At 41.5% G+C, this 20062-nt stretch carries 16 protein-coding genes; 10 read left to right on the top strand and 6 right to left on the bottom strand.

From position 1 onward, the window contains the following. Window positions 1-13: 13 nt before the first annotated feature. Complete coding sequence (locus tag AC3Z9T_RS11830) at window positions 14-916, top strand: carbamate kinase (RefSeq protein WP_490126333.1); 903 nt, start codon at window positions 14-16, stop codon at window positions 914-916. Between the two features lie 44 nt (window positions 917-960). Here AC3Z9T_RS11830 and allS read toward each other — a convergent pair whose 3' ends face one another. Continuing rightward, window positions 961-1890 (bottom strand): HTH-type transcriptional activator AllS, encoded by a 930-nt coding sequence (gene allS, locus AC3Z9T_RS11825; RefSeq protein WP_490126332.1) that lies wholly within the window; start codon window positions 1888-1890, stop codon window positions 961-963. A gap of 422 nt (window positions 1891-2312) precedes the next feature. Here allS and AC3Z9T_RS11820 point away from each other — a divergent pair, with 422 nt between their 5' ends. The 5 genes from AC3Z9T_RS11820 (at window position 2313) to glxR (ending at window position 7264) form a co-directional block, all read left to right on the top strand. After that, the gene (locus tag AC3Z9T_RS11820) at window positions 2313-2798 is read left to right on the top strand and encodes an ureidoglycolate lyase (RefSeq protein WP_490126331.1); all 486 of its coding nucleotides are present in this window, start codon (window positions 2313-2315) and stop codon (window positions 2796-2798) included. Window positions 2799-2875: 77 nt separating this feature from the next. Beyond that, entirely contained in the window at window positions 2876-3682 is an 807-nt protein-coding gene (gene allR / locus AC3Z9T_RS11815) for an HTH-type transcriptional repressor AllR (protein WP_490126330.1), read from the top strand. A gap of 115 nt (window positions 3683-3797) precedes the next feature. Continuing rightward, window positions 3798-5579: a glyoxylate carboligase gene (gene gcl, locus AC3Z9T_RS11810; RefSeq protein WP_490126329.1), complete on the top strand. Its 1782-nt coding sequence runs from the start codon at window positions 3798-3800 to the stop codon at window positions 5577-5579. Window positions 5580-5592: 13 nt separating this feature from the next. After that, complete coding sequence (gene hyi / locus AC3Z9T_RS11805; protein ID WP_490126328.1) at window positions 5593-6369, top strand: hydroxypyruvate isomerase; 777 nt, start codon at window positions 5593-5595, stop codon at window positions 6367-6369. 13 nt (window positions 6370-6382) lie between these two features. After that, window positions 6383-7264, top strand: coding sequence for a 2-hydroxy-3-oxopropionate reductase (gene glxR / locus AC3Z9T_RS11800; protein WP_490126327.1), 882 nt, complete (start codon window positions 6383-6385; stop codon window positions 7262-7264). Window positions 7265-7367: 103 nt separating this feature from the next. On the opposite strand, the gene AC3Z9T_RS11795 is transcribed toward glxR, so the two are convergent. The 3 genes from AC3Z9T_RS11795 to AC3Z9T_RS11785 all read right to left on the bottom strand — a co-directional run bounded on the left by AC3Z9T_RS11795 (window position 7368) and on the right by AC3Z9T_RS11785 (window position 11680). Continuing rightward, window positions 7368-8663 (bottom strand): uracil/xanthine transporter, encoded by a 1296-nt coding sequence (locus tag AC3Z9T_RS11795; RefSeq protein ID WP_490126326.1) that lies wholly within the window; start codon window positions 8661-8663, stop codon window positions 7368-7370. A gap of 68 nt (window positions 8664-8731) precedes the next feature. Continuing rightward, complete coding sequence (allB, locus tag AC3Z9T_RS11790; protein WP_490126325.1) at window positions 8732-10093, bottom strand: allantoinase AllB; 1362 nt, start codon at window positions 10091-10093, stop codon at window positions 8732-8734. Between the two features lie 96 nt (window positions 10094-10189). Next, the gene (locus AC3Z9T_RS11785) at window positions 10190-11680 is read right to left on the bottom strand and encodes an allantoin transporter (protein ID WP_490126324.1); all 1491 of its coding nucleotides are present in this window, start codon (window positions 11678-11680) and stop codon (window positions 10190-10192) included. A 1047-nt stretch (window positions 11681-12727) separates the two neighbouring features. Here AC3Z9T_RS11785 and AC3Z9T_RS11780 point away from each other — a divergent pair. Beyond that, window positions 12728-13867: a glycerate kinase gene (locus tag AC3Z9T_RS11780; protein WP_490126323.1), complete on the top strand. Its 1140-nt coding sequence runs from the start codon at window positions 12728-12730 to the stop codon at window positions 13865-13867. Between the two features lie 58 nt (window positions 13868-13925). On the opposite strand, the gene AC3Z9T_RS11775 is transcribed toward AC3Z9T_RS11780, so the two are convergent. Further along, on the bottom strand, window positions 13926-15248 hold the full coding sequence (locus tag AC3Z9T_RS11775) for an anaerobic C4-dicarboxylate transporter (protein WP_490126322.1): 1323 nt from the start codon (window positions 15246-15248) through the stop codon (window positions 13926-13928). A gap of 145 nt (window positions 15249-15393) precedes the next feature. Beyond that, window positions 15394-16818, bottom strand: a complete 1425-nt coding sequence (aspA, locus tag AC3Z9T_RS11770; protein ID WP_140182993.1) for an aspartate ammonia-lyase — start codon at window positions 16816-16818, stop codon at window positions 15394-15396. Between the two features lie 394 nt (window positions 16819-17212). On the opposite strand from aspA, the gene AC3Z9T_RS11765 reads away from it, so the two are divergent. The 3 genes from AC3Z9T_RS11765 to groL all read left to right on the top strand — a co-directional run bounded on the left by AC3Z9T_RS11765 (window position 17213) and on the right by groL (window position 19879). Then, window positions 17213-17728, top strand: a complete 516-nt coding sequence (locus AC3Z9T_RS11765; RefSeq protein WP_490126321.1) for an FxsA family protein — start codon at window positions 17213-17215, stop codon at window positions 17726-17728. A gap of 162 nt (window positions 17729-17890) precedes the next feature. Continuing rightward, a complete protein-coding gene (locus tag AC3Z9T_RS11760; RefSeq protein ID WP_008914587.1) occupies window positions 17891-18184 on the top strand; it encodes a co-chaperone GroES in 294 nt (97 codons plus the stop codon). A gap of 51 nt (window positions 18185-18235) precedes the next feature. Beyond that, on the top strand, window positions 18236-19879 hold the full coding sequence (gene groL, locus AC3Z9T_RS11755) for a chaperonin GroEL (RefSeq protein ID WP_490126320.1): 1644 nt from the start codon (window positions 18236-18238) through the stop codon (window positions 19877-19879). Window positions 19880-20062 lie beyond the last annotated feature (183 nt).

Here is a 20062-nt window from a genome sequence, read left to right as displayed (position 1 = left end):
AAAAAGGATCCACATGGAAACGTTAGTGATTGCCCTTGGTGGCAATGCGTTGTTAAAACGCGGTGAAGTACTTTCTGCTGAAAATCAGTACCAAGCGATTGCTTCAATTGCAGGGGTATTGGGGGAGTTGGCTCAAAAGTACCGTGTGGTGGTGGTTCACGGGAATGGGCCTCAAGTCGGTCTATTGGCTCTGCAAAATTTGGCTTATCAGGAAGTTCCTGCTTATCCATTGGATATTTTAGTTGCTCAAAGCCAAGGAATGATTGGTTATATGCTAATGCAAGAGCTTGGGCGTTATCACCCTAAACAACCAGTAACGACTTTACTCACTCGAGTGAGTGTGGATGCCAATGATCCCGCCTATCAAAACCCCACCAAATATATTGGCCCTGTGTATGATGCAGCACAAAAAACACAACTTGAAGCAACGCAAGGGTGGGTGATAAAAGCTGACGGTCAATACTATCGACGCGTCGTTCCATCTCCTGAACCAAAACATATCTTAGATATTGAAGCTATTAAATCACTTCTCGATCAGCAGCACATTGTTATTTGTAATGGCGGCGGAGGGGTGCCTGTGATCCAGCAAGAGACTGGATATCAAGGCTGTGAAGCGGTGATAGATAAAGATTTATCTTCTGCTTTGTTGGCGGAAGAACTTAAGGCTGACCATTTGATTATTTTAACTGATGCAGATGCGGTTTATTGTGATTGGGGAACTCCGCAGCAGCGGGCTATTCGACAAGCGACAGTCGCAGAAGTGGCGCCAATGGCGATTGATGATGGGTCTATGGGACCAAAACTGATGGCAGTAAGCCGTTTTGTTCAGCGCTCTGGTCAGCCAGCCTATATCGGTGCTTTAAAACAAGTTGAAGCGATTTTGGCTGGCTTATCAGGTACAAAAATTGTGCCATAGTGCCCCACCAGATGTTTCGCTGTAGGCACTATTTATGATGAAGTTCAATGGTTGCTCGTTTGGTTTAATGGTTCAAGTAATTGGTGGATCATTGGATCTTGTAATTTAAACAACTTGATAATGGTTTTTAGGACTTCGCCTTGCTGAGTACTGTTCCATGCTAAAGACAGCGGAGAAGGTCTCCTTGGGCGTTTAATGTTTTTCTCAATCAACTGTTGGCTTTGAATATAGGGTTTACACGTGGAGGCAGGTAAAAAACCAATACCAACTCCCTTTAAATGACAAAGAATTTTAGTTCGCATATCAGGTACTTTGATTTCCCGTTGTCCAGACAATAGCCATGCGGTACGTTTTGATAAGGTTTGAGAAGTATCTTCGATGTTGATAGTTGGGTAAGTACGTAATTGCTCGTCATTTAACGTGCCATCAAGTGCAGCTAAGGGGTGATGTTTTGCTACTGCAAAAACCCAGTCTATTTTTCCTAGAAACAAGGTATTAACGCCACTATCAAGAGATTCGGAACCGGGAACACCTATGGCAATATCACTTTTGCCACTGAGAAGGGAATCCCAGACACCCATGTAAACTTGGCGTGTGATATTGATACGAGTAAATGGATAACGTTCTGAAAGGTGCAAAAGCAAATTTGACACAACATCAGAATCGTAAAGCAGGTTATTGATAGCAATGGTAATTTCTTGTTCCACGCCTTCATTAACCAGTCGTAATTGATTTGGCATGGTACTTAACCAATGGTGCCATTGGCGGCAGTGTTCAAGTAAATATTCACCTGCCGCTGTCAGGTTAACGGTTCGAGTGGTACGGGTGAAGAGTTGAACACCAACATACTCTTCCAAAATTTTAATTCGATAGCTGATCGTCGCAGTGCTTTTATGGAGCTGCTTCGCCGCTTGAGAGAAGCTTTGGCATTGTGCGACGGTAATGAAGGTCGTCATTGTTTCTTGATCTAGCATATATCATATCCTTCAGAGACAAAGTGACTTAGGGGGCTGAAATAATGAATAAAAAAGTGAGCAATGGGTCTTTTTTGTTTATTTCAATACCGCGACTGACTACCGTCAAACAGAGTTTGTAGGTTAATAGTCAGAGTCGATCCTTTTATGACAGTTTCAAGAGCATAATCGAAAGCTCAACAAGATGAATCGCCCGCAATTGTTAGCAATTATTATCATTATGAATTTTAAGTAATTATATCAATAAAAATTACCAGAAATGTGATCATTGATTTTTTATGGAAAATTTTTCCAAAAATGTGTGTTAAAAAATAAACAACCTGATACACTGAATTTGTAGTACAGGTGGTTATCGTGTAGGTGGCAGTCATCAAGGTGATTGTCAAAGTGGCTCAATAATCTTTGCGTGTTAGGAGAACATAATGGAATTAATCCTTTCTGATCTGACACCGGAAGCGTTTGCCCCCTATGGTGACGTCATCCAAGTTGAAGGATCCGAATTTTTTCATATTAATGATGGTAAGACCGAGCGCTATCATGATCTCGGGAAAGTTGAAGTAACTGATGGTAATCGCGTTTTAATGAGTATTAACCGTTCAGAACCTTGTGCTATGCCATTAACGGTTAACGTGTTAGAAAAACATCCACTCTCTACCCAAGCTTTTATCCCTATGAATGGTGAGCGATTTATTGTGATTGTTGCCGAACCGGGGGAAGAGATACCGGAAGGGACGCTGCGTGCTTTCATTACTAATGGTAAGCAAGGTGTTAATTATCATCGAAATGTTTGGCATCACCCATTATTTGCTTTTGAAGAAAAAACCGATTTTTTTACGGTAGATCGCGGTGGTGTTGATAACTGTGTTGTGAAGAGTTTAGCTGAGCCTTGTCAAATAGTTTTTCCTTAACTACTCTATTGGCGAGGAATGTCGCGGATAGCCGACGAGTCCTTCTGCCGATAGTAAACATAAAAGGTAAAAAATAAATGACTGAACCACGCAAAAAAGGAAGACCACAAACGGATAAGAGTACGCCGAAAGGGGCTCAGGCTCTGGAGCGTGGGTTAGAGATCTTACAGTTTCTCGCTAACTCAGGTGGGAGTTCTTCAGTCTCAGTATTATCGGAGCAGCTAGGTTTGCCGCTATCAACCACGTTTCGCTTACTTAAAGTCCTTGAGCAGTCTGAATTTATCTTTCAAGACCCGCAACTTGGCTGGTGGCATATTGGTTTGCAATCGTTCACGGTAGGGGCAACTTACATGAATGATCGAGATGTGGTTTCTGTTGCAGGCCCCTTTATGCGCCGACTGATGTTATTGTCAGGTGAAACTGCAAATTTGGCCATCCGTAACAATTTAGATGCTGTTTTGATCCGCCAATGTGAGTGCCAAGCGCTAGTGAGAATGTGTGCACCTCTTGGTAGTCGTTTGCCTTTACATGCTTCTGGTGCTGGCAAAGCACTTCTTTTTCCACTTGCGGAAGAAGAAATGTTGGAGCTGATTATTCGCTCGGGTTTGCAGGAGTTCACTCCTAAAACCATCACCAGTATCAATGTGTTAAAGAAAGCGTTAGAACATTATCAAGAATTAGGTTATGTGATTGATAATGAAGAGCATGCATTAGGTTTGAACTGTTTAGCGGCGCCGATATTTGATCGCAATAATTCATTAATAGCGGCGGTATCGATTTCAGGACCAAGCTCTCGCGTGACAGAAGAACGCTTTACTGAATTAGGTGAATTGGTCAGAGATGTTGCAGCAGATATCAGCGCTGCACTTGGTGAGCGCCAGTAAGTTGCAATAGCGGGTGCTGAAGGCACCCGCGTAGAATTGATAGATAACCCGTTTGATTAAACGGTTTTTTTAGACGCAAAATTAAATTGGAAAATTTTTCCATAAAGGAGTTTGTATGGCGAAGATGCGTGCGGTAGATGCAGCAATGTATGTGCTAGAAAAAGAAGGTGTGACGACCGCGTTTGGTGTACCCGGTGCGGCAATTAATCCATTCTATAGTGCAATGCGTAAACATGGTGGTATTAAGCATTACCTTGCTCGTCATGTTGAAGGGGCTTCACATATGGCTGAAGGCTATACCAGAGCCAACCCTGGAAATATTGGCATGTGCTTAGGAACATCAGGGCCTGCGGGAACGGATATGATCACGGCACTTTACTCAGCATCTGCCGATTCAATTCCAATTTTATGCATAACAGGCCAAGCACCAAGGGCTAAATTGCATAAAGAAGATTTCCAAGCGGTTGATATTGAGTCGATTGCTAAACCTGTCACTAAAATGGCAACAACGGTACTTGAGCCTGCTTTAGTACCGCGAGTCCTGCAACAAGCATTTCACTTAATGCGTTCAGGTCGTCCGGGGCCTGTCTTAATTGATCTCCCTTTTGATGTGCAAGTTGCTGAAATTGAATTTGATCCTGAAACTTATGAGCCATTACCAACTTATAAGCCTGCTGCAACAGTCGCTCAAGTGGATAAAGCATTAGATATGCTATGTGCTGCGAAGAAACCATTAATTATTGCTGGTGGTGGGATCATTAATGCAGATGCATCAGATAAGCTGCAAGAATTAGCGGAAATCTTGAATATCCCAGTGATCCCAACACTAATGGGGTGGGGCTCGATCCCTGATGATCATGGCCTAATGGCGGGTATGGTTGGGCTGCAAACGTCACATCGTTATGGTAATGCCACGCTATTAGAATCAGATTTCTTGTTAGGTATTGGTAACCGTTGGGCGAACCGCCATACCGGATCGATTGAAAAATATGTAGGTGAGCGTAAAACTGTTCACATCGATATTGAGCCAACTCAGATTGGTCGCATCTTCTGCCCTGATCTAGGCATTGTTTCTGATGCAAAACTGGCGTTAGAACTGTTGGTTGAGCGAGCAAAAATACGTCAAAAAGCGGGTACGTTACCAAACTATGAGTCGTGGGTAGCACAATGCCAGGAGCGTAAACGGACTTTACTGAGAAAAACCCATTTTGATAATACACCTGTCAAGCCACAACGTGTTTATGAAGAAATGAATAAAGCGTTTGGGCGTGATGTTTGCTATGTCACTACTATTGGTTTGTCGCAAATAGCGGCAGCGCAGATGCTGCATGTTTTCAAACCTCGTCATTGGATTAACTGTGGTCAAGCAGGCCCTTTAGGTTGGACTTTACCCGCTGCTTTAGGAGTATGTGCCGCAGATCCTCATCGCAAAGTTGTTGCGGTATCTGGCGACTACGATTTCCAATTTTTGATTGAAGAGTTGGCTGTCGGTGCTCAATTCAAATTGCCATATATCCATGTATTAGTGAACAACGCTTATTTAGGGCTGATCCGCCAATCACAGCGCGGATTTGATATGGATTATTGCGTCCAACTCTCTTTTGAAAATATCAACAGCGATGCCGTTGGCGAATATGGCGTCGATCACGTGAAAGTAGTGGAAGGTTTAGGTTGTAAAGCTATTCGAGTATTTAAACCTGAAGATATTGCTGAGGCATTTAAACAAGCCGAAAAACTGATGAAAGAGTTCAGTGTGCCAGTCGTTGTCGAAATTATTCTTGAGCGGGTTACCAATATTTCAATGGGAACTGAGTTGGATAATGTGACCGAATTTGAAGAACTCGCAAAAGATAAGGCTGATGCACCAACGGCAACAGCATTTTATCAATACCAATAAGGGGGAGATGATAATGGCAAAGTTTGCAGCTAACTTATCGATGCTATTTACTGAAGTCGATTTTTTGCAAAGGTTCTCATTAGCGGCGAAAAATGGTTTTGAGGCGGTTGAATATATGTTTCCTTATGAATTCTCCGCACAAACGCTAAAACAGGAATTACAGGCAAATCATCTTACTCAAGTGTTATTTAATTTACCTGCTGGTGATTGGAATGGTGGAGAGCGAGGTATTGCTTGCCTTCCTGATAGAAAACAAGAATTCCAGCACGGTGTTAAACAAGCTATTGAGTATGCACAAGTATTGGAATGCCAACAAATTAACTGCCTAGTGGGTCGTGCAGACCCTGCTTTAAGCGATGAAGAAACGTTAGCAGTATTAGTTGAAAACTTACGTTTTGCTGCAGACATGTTGGCTAAAGCTAATATTCGTTTATTAGTGGAAGCAGTGAATACTTACGATATTCCCAATTTCTATTTAAGTCGCTCTGCTCAAGTCGAAGCGCTTATTAAGCGTGTTAATCATCCAAATCTTTATTTCCAATATGACATCTACCATATGCAACGTATGGAAGGTGAGCTTACTGCAACAATGGAAAGGTTATTTAACCACATAGCCCACATTCAGCTGGCTGATAACCCTGGTCGCCATGAGCCGGGGACAGGGGAAATCAATTATCGTTATCTGTTCAACCAACTTGATGCCATGGGTTATCAGGGATGGATTGGCTGTGAATATAAACCAGCTACTACCACGGAGCAGGGCTTAGGTTGGATGAAACACTATTTATAATCAGGAGATCATTATGAAACTCGGTTTTATTGGTTTAGGGATTATGGGGGCGCCAATGGCGGCAAACCTGCTAAAAGGCGGTCATCAATTAGCAGTAAACACGCGTGGAGAAGTGCCTGCCTCATTACTTGCTAGTGGTGCAACTGCCTATAACACCGCAAAAGAAGTAACTGAAAATGCAGACATTGTTTTTGTGATGGTGCCTGATACCCCACATGTTGGGGATGTTCTTTTCAGTGAGCATGGCTGCGCGCAAACCCCCTTGAAAGGCAAAATTATCGTCGATATGAGTTCTATCTCACCAATAGAAACTAAGCAGTACGCCCAAAAAATCAATCAACTTGGCGGGCAATATCTGGATGCGCCTGTTTCTGGTGGTGAGGTTGGTGCGGTGCAAGGGACATTAAGCATTATGGTTGGTGGTGAAGAAGCAACATTTGCTAAGGTCAAACCATTGTTTGAACTCATGGGGAAAAATATTAGCCTTGTTGGTGGAAATGGTGACGGTCAAACTTGCAAGGTTGCTAACCAAATCATTGTTGCATTGACCATCGAAGCGGTTGCAGAAGCGTTAGTATTTGCTTCGAAAGCAGGTGCTGATCCTGCTCGTGTCCGTGAGGCATTAATGGGGGGGTTCGCTTCCTCAAGGATTTTAGAAGTACATGGTGAGCGGATGGTAAAAAGGACCTTTGATCCGGGCTTCCGTATTTCATTGCATCAAAAAGATCTCAATCTTGCCCTTCAAGGCGCTAAAGCGTTAGCGATGAGCTTGCCGAATACGGCAACTTGCCAAGAGTTATTTAATTTATGTGCTGCTCATGGTGGGCAAGATAATGACCATTCAGCTTTAGTTCAAGCTATTGAAATTATGGCCAACCATAAGCTCGCCAATTAGTTTTCAACGTTGTTCTGCCAGAAGTAATGATAGTCGTAGTTCAGTTGTTAATCAGTTTAACTAGTCGTTCGTTTTTGCCCCAATAATTTGGGGCTTTTTTTTATTATTTAATTTTATTCCATTTAAATATATTTTCTAAAATAATTGAAATGATAATGCCCATTAGTAATCCGTTAGTCACAATTGGACGGATTGTTAATGGAATATCTTGCATATAAGTTGGTGGGACACTCATTAAGAAAATACCAATAAATAATGGAAGAGCGATGCGATAAATATTACGTGGGTTTAGTTCCAAGATGCGAATGAACAGCAATGAGGACCACAATAGAGGTAAATAAGTTACCATCATCACTGTACTGCTGATCACCAGTGGGAACGATGCGAAAACACTCGAAAGTAGCGGAATTAAACTGATAATCAAAAAGAAAATGCTACCAATGATAAATGGCTTTTTAGTTGAGTCGCCAGTTTGGGTGATTAGCCCAATGGATGAAACAAAAGGGGCAAACGGCACAATACCTAATGGCGAACAGGCAAATGTCATTACACCTGAAGTGATAAAACTTCGGCGATACATTGACGGTGTTGCGGGTGCTCCTTCATGAAAGAGGTCAGTTCCTTTTATTGCGCCAAAGGTATTTGAGGTGTTGAGTAAGGAAGCAATCACACAAGTTGCGATGATACCATAGTTAATTGATTCTGCTTTACCGAGGGGGAATAGTTGCCAATGAACGCTGCTTGAGGCAACGGTTTCAGCTCGAAAAAGGGCTAAATAGAGTATCCAACCTAAAACAGAGCCAATTAGAACTGCATATTTATTGATATTGCGTGGCAGTAACACAATAATGGCAATGATCAATACCATGATAAATAAAGCTAATAAGAATGTATCAAATTGAATATGGACAGGCTCGTTGGTGGCACTAAAAGGTAAGCCAAGCATTCCTTTGAGGAAAATAGAAATTAAATTAGCGCCCAGTAAAAACATAAATACAGCCATAACACCGGGTGAAAATAATAAGGCTAAATATTTACCAATACCGCTAATACCAATGATAATGGTGATAATACCTGCGATGGCAATACCGAGAGCAAAGCTGATACCAATAACTTCCAGTGGCGTGCCTTGAGCCGATTCTGCAAAGGTGACAGACAGAATTGTTCCCCACCATAAGCCAGCTGGCCCCTCCATTATTGAACGTTTATGGCCCAAAATGGCTTGAATTAAACAGGCGAGGGATGTTGCTAAAAATGCATATTGGGTGATAACAAGTGTTGTTTCATTGGATAACTGAAATGCAGATTGTAGGGTAGGTGGTATTACGACCGTATTACAAAAAATAAAGAAAAACCACTGTAAACCAGACAAGTAATTGTCTTTGCTTAAATTAAACATAACCCTCCCCTTTAAAATAACAAAGCAGCACAACTTATCAACGGTTGTGCTGCGTATTCAGTAAGACACTATTGTTGATGTTTTAATATAAATTTACCGATTGGTGTTTCTCGTACACCTGTGTTGATATCATAAATTGTCTGGCCGCGTAAAATAGTACGGGCAACTTGAGCGCCAATTTTACGTCCAATATAAGGGCTTATTTTATGGCGATATTCCAGATCTTGGGCGGTTAGCTGATAGCTTGAGTTAGGTTTAATAAACACAAAGTCAGCATCTTTACCCACACTGATGGAGCCTTTATGTTTTAATCCAAAAATATTTGCTGCATTGCTTGCCATCACTTTAGCAAACAGCGGCAGGCTCATCCCTCGTTTTTGTACTGCTTCATCATACATGAGGTCAACACAGTTTTGCATGCCAGCAATACCGCCCCATGATTTAAATACATGCCCCTCTTTCATTTCAGGTGGACAAGGGGAGTGGTCGGAACCTAAACAATCGATTTCACCATTAAACAGCTTTTCCCACATCCCTTTTTGGTTTTCTAGATCACGAATTGGCGGTGAACATTTCGCTGTATTACCAATTTTAGCAAATTCATCAGTGGTCAATGCAAAGTAGTGAGGGCAGGATTCCGCAGTGACACGTTGCCCTTCATTTCGTGCTTTTGTGACTTCTTCGACACCTTCAGGGCTACTAATATGGCAAATATGCACAGGACAATTTGCGACTTTCGCAAGATATAAAACACGGCGAATGGCTTCAATTTCTGTATAGACAGGACGTGAGGCAACATAATCATGTGCAGTTAAACGCCCCTCAGCTTCTGCTTCTTTACCTAATTCATCACAGATTGCCGCATTTTCGCAATGGATCAGAATTGGGGAATCAAACTCACTAATAATTTGCGCCCCTCGTAAAAATTGAAAATCATTCACTTCACGAAAATCGTTGTCTATACGGCGATCGCCACAGGTGGCGATAAAACATTTGAAGCCAACAACACCGACCTCATCTAGCTCATGAAGTCTATCTAAATTATAGGAAACTAAGCCACCGTACTGAGCCGCATCGACGGATAGTTTGCCTGTTGCAGCATCAAATTTGAGTTCAATACTTTCACGGTCAACGGTTGCAGGAAGCTGATTTAGCGGCATTTCAATAATGGTTGTGATACCACCTTTGGCAGCGGAGCGAGTGCCAGTTTGATAACCTTCCCAATGTGTTCTTCCCGGTTCTGAAATATGTGCATGTGAGTCGACCATGCCGGGTGAAACCACTAAACCTGATGCATCTATTTCTTCTTTCGCATTGGTAAGCGATGCACCAATCGCGGCGATTTTCCCATCTTTTACTGCGATATCGGTAACAATGGCTTCATTTTCAAGAATAACAGTACCGTTTTTAATAATCAGATCATATGGCATGAGATGTTCCTTAGATAAGATGATTCTTTCACAATTGTTCAATGAGTAATGCGATGCTTCGCAAACTAATTGAATTTCCAGTGTTATTTATGTCAATTACGCAGGCGTTTTTACGGCAACTTTGGGCTCCGCGTTCACCTGGATTTTTTGTTTAATCACTTTCGATGGATCTTTTTTAAATAATGAGTAGAGAACGAATGCAGAGATCACGCCTGCAAACCAAGACACGCGCGAGATAGGCTCTAATAGTGGAATGAGCTTTCCGCCGAGTGAGAAAATAACGGCAATGACAGTGATAACAAACGCAGTGATATTAAATCCGTGCTCATAGAATTTGTAATCACCAGTGCGGGTATACAGAATATCTAAATTAATTTTGGTACGCATGACGATGAAATAATGGGATAGCATGACACCAATGACAGGGCCTAAAATGCCGCCGATAATATCTAAAAAGGTATAGATGCTGTCCTGATTTTCGATCAGCTTCCAAGGCATGATCAGGATACTGATGATACTGGCTATAATAACGCCATGGCGGTAGGTCAGTTTTGATGGATATAGTGCAGCAATTTGGTAGCCTGCAGGGATAATATTACCCGCTGCGTTGGTTGATATTGTGGCCATTAAGATCACAATTACGGCAAATAGTGAGGCGTAAAGGCTATCCCACTTTTGAACAATGTCGAGCACATTCCAAGTATCAACCCCATAATGGATGCTCGCACCCGCTAATATGCAGACACTGCTCACTGCAAATAGAATATAAGCCACTAACAAACCAGATGTTTGTCCAATAGCTTGTTGCTTAAAGCTACTTGAATATTGTGTAAAATCAGAGGCGTTAACCGCAGGTGCTGCCCAAACAGCGACCACACTGTTGATCACAATAAAGAAAAAGAAGACTTTGCTTGGTGCTTCAGTCACACCTGTTGGAATATAATCGAGAATCGGTTGAATGCCGACAAGGGATATCGACCAGATCGCCATACCACCAAATAGAATATAAATGCAGGGATTTAAAATGGCGGTCAGTTTATTGAGAACTTTTCCTCCACCTAAACCAATGGCAACGTTCATTGCCCAAAAGATAATAAAAACAATGAAGGCAGGTATGGTGACGCCAAAATAGGTTTCACCGTTGCCAATGTTTAGAAACTCAGGCCATAGCTTGCCAATTAAAATTAATAGTGCCAATGAACCTGTAAAACATTGCAAGCCAAACCACATGATTGCTGCGATACACCCTCTTAAAACACCAGGAAATAAGGACCCTTTGATACCATATGACGCCCTTAGCAACATAGGAAAGGGAATGCCATACTTAGAGCCAGCAGCACCATTCATCACCATAACAAAGGCGATACAAATCGCACTCAAGATAATGGCAAACATAATATTCATGGTTGATAGCCCTAAAATAAAAAAACCACCGACCATTAGATAATTGGGAACGTTATGTACCGAACCCATCCAGAGGGTAAAATAATTAAATGTTTTCCATGTACGCTGTTGTTGGTTTTTAGGTAATAGGTCATCGGTATACCCACGTTCACGATAAATCTCTTTTTCTTCTGAGTGATTCATATATGTGCCCTTCCACGCATATAGTGCATACTCGTCATATTCCAAGTTACCGCATTGCTGGTTGCTCACTTGTACTAGTCATCTTGTTGTGATGCTTCTAGACACTCATTCACATTCCATCTAGCAATACCTCGAATTATTTAAAGTATAAAAATGAAATTGAGAGATTTAACTAATCGAATTTTTAATAAAGTAATAAAGTTATTATTTTAAAATTTCAAACAATGTTATTTTTTATATATGTATCAACTTAATAATCAAAAAAACATTTATGATTATTAAGTTTTATTTTTTAGGTTATTTTTACTGCTATATGAAATATTTTCGGATTCAATATAACTATCCTAAACTCCAATAGGCAATGTTTTTGTGATAAATTTTTCCAAAAAATAGATCTGGAGCACGAGTTTTTATTTATTGCATTACTTATCAATACATTGAATTTTTGTTTTGGCGTTTCATATCATAAGTAAAAGGTTGTTAGCTTCTGTTTTTTAGATTTAATTATAATTAATTGGTTGAAAATCAAACGGATGTAGTATGATCTAAAATTAAACCTTGAATGTAGCGTATAATAAACATTATTCTAGAATTAAATTCTTGTATGACATTGAGATTTATCAATTTATTTTTTGGAAAATTTTTCCATGAAATGCTTCTAAATCCCATTTTTTCTGTTAGGATGTTGGTAGTACATTTATTGATATATTATATTTTCTAAATAAGGTTAATATTAAGTTAAGGATTAAATGAAAATATTGAATAATTAATTTTTTTAACTCTAAAGTAAACTAAATAGCTATTTTAATTAATGGGCTATCTGGTTTATTGTGTGAGGTTTTATCTCTAAATGTGCAATTTCATCTTGGCACTAATTGGTGCTAACGTGATTATACTCAAAATAATTCGAGTTGCAGATAGGCGAGTCACCATTACCTTAACGAAAAGCGCTGCAAGCTGAAGGATAGCGAGTATAGAAGTAACACTGATATCAACATGATATTATAAGGTTAAGCATCGACCTCATTTCCCATAGGTACTCCTATTATGAAAATTATCATCGCACCTGATTCGTTCAAAGAGAGTATGAGTGCAGAGCTTGCTGCCAATGCAGTAAAGCAAGGGTTTCAAGCTATCTTTCCTCATGCCACCTATCTTAGCTTACCTATTGCTGACGGTGGAGAAGGTACCGTTGATGCTTTGATTGCTGCAATCGGTGGCGAGCGTGTCACTGTTGAAGTCTGCGGGCCACTCAATCAAGCAGTGATGGCAACCTATGGGTTATTGCATCAAGGAAAAACCGCGGTCATTGAGATGGCGGAGGCGAGCGGCTTGATGTTGGTCTCCCCTAAAGACCGTAATCCTTTGCTAACGCATAGTTTTGGCACAGGACAGTTGATCAAAGATGCCTTAGATAAAGGGGTCAAGCAGATTATTTTAGGCATTGGTGGAAGCGCAACGGTTGATGGTGGCGTAGGTATGTTACAAGCGCTTGGTGCCGTGTTTTACGATCAACAGCAACAAGTGCTCGCGCGCGGTGGTGAGGTCTTAAATCGTATTGTTGATATCGATATGACAAATCTTGATCCGCGTTTGCAGCACTGCGGTATTGATGTTGCTTGCGATGTGGACAACCCATTAATCGGTGAACGTGGTGCCGCAGTGGTATTTGGCCCGCAAAAGGGTGCTACACCTGAAATGGTGGCAATCCTTGAACAAGGGTTGAATCAATTAGCTAAAGTTATTGAGCATACAACGGGCACAGATTATCGTCATTTAGCGGGTGGTGGAGCAGCAGGGGGCATTTCAGTTGCTGCCGCTGCATTTATGGGCGCGCAGTTAAAACCTGGCATTGAAATTGTTATTCAAGCGGTTAATTTAGAAAAAGAAATTATCAATGCCGATTTGGTTATTGTGGGGGAAGGCAGTATGGATGGGCAAACCGCGGGCGGTAAAGCTCCCATAGGCATCGCCAAAGTCGCTGCTAAACATCATGTGCCAGTTATTGCGTTGAGCGGTGTATTAGGCAAAGGGGTTGAGGCTTTACACCAAGAAGGTATTGATGCCTTTTTTAGTATCCTACCGCGCTTATGTCCACTCGAAGAAGCATTGTCTGAAGGAGCAGTTAACTTACAGCAGGCTGCTTATAATGTGGCAAAAGTGCTAAAGCTAGGAAAGCAATTATAATGCATTAGAAATAAAACCCGCTTTTAAGGCGGGTTTTATTTTAGTACAGATTAACGGACTACAACATCATGCCGCCGAATAGGAAGCCGAACGTTACCGCTAACACAACGCCAATAGTACCCGGTATAAAGAATGGGTGGTTAAAGACGAAGCGACCGATACGTGTTGTGCCTGTGTCATCCATCTGCACTGCCGCAACCAATGTTGGGTAAGTTGGCAGAATGAATAAACCAGATACCGCAGAGAACGAAGCGATAGCTGTCAGTGGGCTAACATGTAAAGCTAATGCCATAGGCATTAATGCTTTTGCCGTTGCCGCTTGTGAATAAAGCAGTGCTGAACAGAAGAAGAAAATAACCGCTAGCATCCATGAATGTTCGTGGATCAAGTCACCCGCAGTTTCTTTAATCCAATCAATGTTGTGCTGTACAAAAGTATCACCTAACCAAGCAACACCAAGGATACAAATACACGCACTCATACCTGCTTTAAAGGTACTTGAATTGAGGATCGAGTCAGTGCTTACACGGCAGAACACAGTAATTAGTGTGGCCACACTTAGCATGATGATCAAGATTGCATTAGTGGTATTCATTAATGGGGTTTGTACCAAACCTAAGCTTGGGCTGTTGACGATAGCGTAGACAACCACACAGACCACACCCAGTAAGAATAATAGAACCGAGGATTTAGCACCTGGTTTGATATCTTTGACTTGGCTTCCACGTAATTCAACTAAACCTTCCGCTAAACGTTTTTGATAAACAGGATCATCAGACAGTTTAGAGTTAAATGTCCAAGAGATGATGAATGACATCAAAATAATGGCGAGGAAAGTTGATGGCAATAAAATACCTAGCAAAGTAATGTAGCTAACGGTATTACCTGCGCCAACCATTGCAGGGTTTTCCATCACCGATGCCATATACACTACCGCCGCAGAAATGGGGGATGCGGTAATACCAATTTGAGCTGCAACAACCGCTGTAGATAGTGGACGACATGGTTTTACGCCTTGCTCTTTAGCAACTTCGGCAATAACGGGCAATGTAGCTAAAGAAATATTCCCTGTGCCAGCAAACAGAGTCAGGAAATAAGTCACGATTGGTGCAAGGATGGTGATGTATTTTGGATTACGACGTAATAATTTTTCCGTTTGGGCAACTAAATAATCCAGACCACCGGCAATTTGCATTGCAGAGATCGCTGCGATTACCGCCATAATAATCGAGATGACGTCAAATGGAATGGTTCCTGGTTTCACGCCAATTGCAGCGAGTACCAGAACACCAAGGCCACCGGCAAAGCCGATACCTATCCCACCTAGACGGGCCCCCAAAAATATGGCCAGTAGAACAATTATAAATTCCACGGCTAACATAGTGTTTACTCCTCGACAAATTTAAAATTAAAAATATGAAACTGTTATGTTAATTTTTTGTGTGTGCATAAAACTAAAAAGGCACGCTTTCCAAAGGAGAGGCGTGCCTTGATTTTTAAGAATTATTTATGTTTAACATAAATGATTAGTCATCAAATCGTTTCGCTTTATAAGCTGGGTGTTTTAGGTTCTCAACAGAGAAGATATCATCCAGTTGTTCTTCGGTCAGTAAGCCGCGCTCAAGTACGACTTCACGGACGCTCTTACCTGTTTCTGCACAAATTTTACCCACGATATCACCATTATGGTGACCAATAAATGGGTTCAGGTAAGTTACGATACCGATAGAATTAAATACGAACGCTTCACAAATCTCTTTATTAACTGTAATACCGTTAACGCATTTTTCAACCAAGTTACGACAAGCATTGCTCATGAGTGAAATAGATTCAAACATGGCTTGACCAATAGCTGGTTCCATGACGTTCAATTGTAGCTGACCCGCTTCAGCTGCCATTGTAACACAGATATCGTTACCGATAACTTTGAAGCACGCTTGGTTAACCACTTCTGGAATTACTGGGTTAACTTTTGCTGGCATGATAGAAGAACCTGCTTGTAATTCAGGCAGATTGATTTCTTTCAGACCTGCACGAGGGCCAGAAGACAGTAAACGTAAGTCATTACAGATTTTAGATAGCTTAACTGCAAGGCGTTTCAAACCTGCGTGAACAGTGATGTAAGCACCACAGTCAGAGGTTGCTTCGATTAAGTCTTCTGCTGGAACACAAGCTAAACCAGTTACTTCAGCCAGTTTTTCAACAGCCAGTTTTTGATAACCCGGCGCTGTGTTTAGACCAGTACCGATAGCTGTTGCACCTAAGTTAACTTCCAGCAGTAATTCAATGCTGCGTTTTAGGTTTTTCTCTTCTTCTTTTAAGAGGGTGGCAAAGGCATGGAATTCTTGGCCAACAGTCATTGGAACAGCATCCTGTAATTGGGTACGACCCATTTTCAGAATGTCTTTATATTCTTCAGCTTTTTTCTCAAAGCCTTTTTTGAGGTATTCAACTGATTCAATCAGTTTAACAACAGAGTTGTATACCGCGATACGGAAACCAGTAGGGTATGCATCGTTGGTTGATTGGCTTTTATTTAAGTGGTCATTTGGATTTAGGAATTCATATTCCCCTTTTTTATGACCCATCAGTTCAAGACCAATATTTGCAAGGACCTCGTTAGTATTCATATTCAGTGATGTACCAGCACCACCTTGGAATACGTCAACAGGGAATTGGTCCATACATTTACCTGAATCCAGTACAACATCACAGGCTTTAATAATCGTGTCTGCGATATTACGTGGAATAGTATGAAGTTCTTTGTTCGCCATCGCAGCCGCTTTTTTTACCATTACCATGCCACGAATAAACTCAGGCACATCATTAATGGTGCGGTCGCTAATATAAAAGTTTTCAATCGCACGCAGAGTATGAACACCGTAGTAGGCATCAGATGGGACTTCTTTCTGACCTAACAGGTCTTCTTCGATACGAGTATTGTTTGACATGAGAACCTTCTTAATTAGATTACAGTTACTGTCTATATGCGCTTTTAAAAATAGATATACCGTGAAACAAAATATTGTAGGTGCAAAACACCTCTTACTTCATTATCAGCATAATGATCTACTGATTTATGGGTAGATGATATGCTGTTCTTAAATCATTGCCTTGAACCTAGATCACTATATAGTTTGATTTATGAAACAGATTTCAAAATGTGTGAGCAATCTCACAGATGAAACTAAAAAAATTAGCAATCTCCGAGAGTTGAAAAACGTTATAGTGACCCCAATCATTATGGCTATACTAAGCAATAAAGCGAATTTTGTTAGTTGTCTCTTGATACAGTTCACAGGTTTTCCAAGGGGCGAAAAAAAGATTGAAACAAAGGAGAACATTGTGCGCTGGTTACCCCTAATATTACTCTGCCTTCTCATCTATATTGAGTCCGTCATATTCGTTCGTGTTGCTTCAGCCATTGGCGTATTAGCGACATTGATATTGGTCGTGCTGACATCCTGCTTAGGCGTTTCTCTGGTTAAAAATCAGGGCATGAAAAATGTTATGCAGATCCAACAAAAAATGGCTGCGGGTGAAAGTCCTGCTGCTGAAATGATCAAAAGCGTTGCTTTAGTATTGGCGGGTTTCTTACTGATTGTGCCTGGCTTCTTCACTGACTTTATCGGTTTGCTTTTATTATTACCACCAGTACAAAAATTGTTTGTGATGCGTTTGATCCCGCATATTCGCTTCTCTTCAATGGGAAATGGCTTTAGTGCAGGGCGTCAAAGTCCATACCAGCAAGGTGATACATTCGAAGGGGAATTCCAGCGTAAACAGGATGACCCAACTTATACGCTCGATAAGTCAGATGATCCTGCTGAATCAGAAAAAAATGGCCGCCCTAAATCATAATCCCTCTTAATAGGGGAAGTTAAAAACTAGAAAATTTTTATCTTCCCCCCCTTGAAGTCACTTTATCTAGCCCCAATCTCCTGAATCATGGTACTGGTTTAATTAGGCATACTGGTATCGTCCTTTTACCTAGTGTGGACTTTATTTATAGGAGAACTATTAATGAAAATTCGTCCATTGCATGACCGTGTTATCGTCAAGCGTAAAGAAGTTGAATCAAAATCGGCTGGCGGCATTGTTCTGACTGGCACCGCAGCAGGTAAATCTACGCGTGGTGAAGTCCTCGCCGTTGGTAATGGTCGCATCCTTGAGAATGGCGAAATCAAAGCGCTGGATGTGAAAGTCGGCGACATCGTTATTTTTAACGACGGTTATGGCGTGAAAGCTGAAAAAATCGACAACGAAGAAGTATTGATCATGTCAGAAAGTGACATTCTAGCGATTGTTGAAGCGTAATTTTCACTTAGATCTTCTCAACTAACGAAAAGAATTTAAAGGAAAGAAATAATGGCAGCTAAAGACGTTAAATTTGGTAGTGATGCACGCGTAAAAATGCTTCGTGGTGTGAATGTTCTTGCGGATGCAGTTAAAGTAACTTTAGGCCCTAAAGGCCGTAACGTAGTTCTAGATAAATCATTCGGCTCTCCAGTTATCACCAAAGATGGTGTTTCTGTTGCACGTGAAATCGAATTAGAAGACAAATTCGAAAACATGGGCGCACAGATGGTGAAAGAAGTTGCCTCTAAAGCTAATGATGCAGCGGGTGACGGTACGACAACAGCAACAGTTCTGGCACAAGCTATTGTGACCGAAGGTCTAAAAGCTGTTGCCGCAGGTATGAACCCAATGGATCTGAAGCGCGGTATCGATAAAGCGGTTGTTGCAGCAGTTGAAGAGCTGAAAGCACTGTCTGTTCCATGTTCAGACTCAAGAGCGATTGCTCAGGTTGGTACTATTTCTGCAAACTCAGACGAAACCGTTGGTAAGTTGATCGCAGAAGCAATGGATAAAGTCGGCAAAGAAGGCGTTATCACTGTTGAAGAAGGTACTGGTCTAGAAGATGAACTGGATGTTGTTGAAGGTATGCAGTTCGACCGTGGTTACCTATCTCCTTATTTCATCAACAAGCCAGAAACAGGTGCTGTTGAGCTAGAAAACCCATTCATTCTGTTAGTTGATAAAAAAGTTTCTAACATCCGTGAATTGCTGCCAGTATTAGAAGGCGTTGCGAAAGCAAGTAAACCACTGCTGATCATCGCTGAAGATGTTGAAGGTGAAGCATTAGCAACACTCGTGGTTAACACCATGCGTGGTATCGTGAAAGTTGCAGCGGTTAAAGCACCTGGTTTTGGTGATCGCCGTAAAGCAATGCTGCAAGATATCGCTATCCTGACTAATGCGACCGTTATCTCTGAAGAGATCGGTATGGAGCTTGAAAAAGCAACATTAGAAGATTTAGGTCAAGCAAAACGTATCGTTATCAACAAAGATACCACAACTATCATTGATGGCGTGGGTGATGAGTCTGCGATCGCAGGCCGTGTTGCTCAAATTCGTCAACAAATCGAAGAATCAACTTCTGATTACGACCGTGAAAAACTGCAAGAGCGCGTAGCTAAATTAGCTGGCGGTGTTGCTGTCATTAAAGTTGGTGCAGCAACTGAAGTGGAAATGAAAGAAAAACGTGCTCGTGTTGATGATGCTCTGCATGCAACTCGCGCAGCGGTTGAAGAAGGTGTGGTTGCTGGTGGTGGTACTGCACTGGTACGCGTTGCAGCTAAATTGGAATCACTAAAAGGTGATAACGAAGAGCAAAACGTCGGTATCCGTGTTGCACTGCGTGCGATGGAAGCGCCAATGCGTCAAATCGTCACTAACGCAGGTGAAGAAGCCTCTGTTGTTGTTAACACCGTTAAAGCAGCGAAAGGTAACGAAGGTTACAACGCAGCAACTGATACATACGGCGACATGATCGACATGGGTATTTTGGATCCAACTAAAGTTACCCGTTCTGCACTGCAATTTGCTGCATCTATCGCAGGCTTGATGATCACCACTGAAGCGATGATCACTGACCTACCGAAAGATGACGCACCTGATTTAGGCGGCGCAGGTATGGGCGGTATGGGTGGAATGGGCGGTATGATGTAAGCCATTTGGCGACATCACCTTCATATAATCACTAAGTACTGTCAGCCGGTACTGTTAGCTTGACTAGCAGTACCGGTTTTTTTATATATAAAATGGCTAAATGCACTGTGTGCTGTTCAAAATATCGTTTTGCGATAAATTACCCTGATTTTAATTAGATCTTTGTGCATTTATTTTTGCGCT

Source organism: Providencia sp. 6390, from assembly GCF_058148425.1.
This window is presented reverse-complemented; position numbering and strand designations above follow the sequence as displayed.

Bases quoted from the DNA above. Each gene is read 5' to 3' on its own strand.
- allS (WP_490126332.1), bottom strand. From the start codon at position 1,890: ATGCTAGATCAAGAAACAATGACGACCTTCATTACCGTCGCACAATGC.
- AC3Z9T_RS11775 (WP_490126322.1), bottom strand. From the start codon at position 15,248: ATGTTAGCCGTGGAATTTATAATTGTTCTACTGGCCATATTTTTGGGG.
- AC3Z9T_RS11830 (WP_490126333.1), top strand. From the start codon at position 14: ATGGAAACGTTAGTGATTGCCCTTGGTGGCAATGCGTTGTTAAAACGC.
- hyi (WP_490126328.1), top strand. From the start codon at position 5,593: ATGGCAAAGTTTGCAGCTAACTTATCGATGCTATTTACTGAAGTCGAT.
- AC3Z9T_RS11780 (WP_490126323.1), top strand. From the start codon at position 12,728: ATGAAAATTATCATCGCACCTGATTCGTTCAAAGAGAGTATGAGTGCA.
- aspA (WP_140182993.1), bottom strand. From the start codon at position 16,818: ATGTCAAACAATACTCGTATCGAAGAAGACCTGTTAGGTCAGAAAGAA.
- allB (WP_490126325.1), bottom strand. From the start codon at position 10,093: ATGCCATATGATCTGATTATTAAAAACGGTACTGTTATTCTTGAAAAT.
- AC3Z9T_RS11785 (WP_490126324.1), bottom strand. From the start codon at position 11,680: ATGAATCACTCAGAAGAAAAAGAGATTTATCGTGAACGTGGGTATACC.
- groL (WP_490126320.1), top strand. From the start codon at position 18,236: ATGGCAGCTAAAGACGTTAAATTTGGTAGTGATGCACGCGTAAAAATG.
- AC3Z9T_RS11820 (WP_490126331.1), top strand. From the start codon at position 2,313: ATGGAATTAATCCTTTCTGATCTGACACCGGAAGCGTTTGCCCCCTAT.
- allR (WP_490126330.1), top strand. From the start codon at position 2,876: ATGACTGAACCACGCAAAAAAGGAAGACCACAAACGGATAAGAGTACG.
- glxR (WP_490126327.1), top strand. From the start codon at position 6,383: ATGAAACTCGGTTTTATTGGTTTAGGGATTATGGGGGCGCCAATGGCG.
- AC3Z9T_RS11760 (WP_008914587.1), top strand. From the start codon at position 17,891: ATGAAAATTCGTCCATTGCATGACCGTGTTATCGTCAAGCGTAAAGAA.
- gcl (WP_490126329.1), top strand. From the start codon at position 3,798: ATGGCGAAGATGCGTGCGGTAGATGCAGCAATGTATGTGCTAGAAAAA.
- AC3Z9T_RS11795 (WP_490126326.1), bottom strand. From the start codon at position 8,663: ATGTTTAATTTAAGCAAAGACAATTACTTGTCTGGTTTACAGTGGTTT.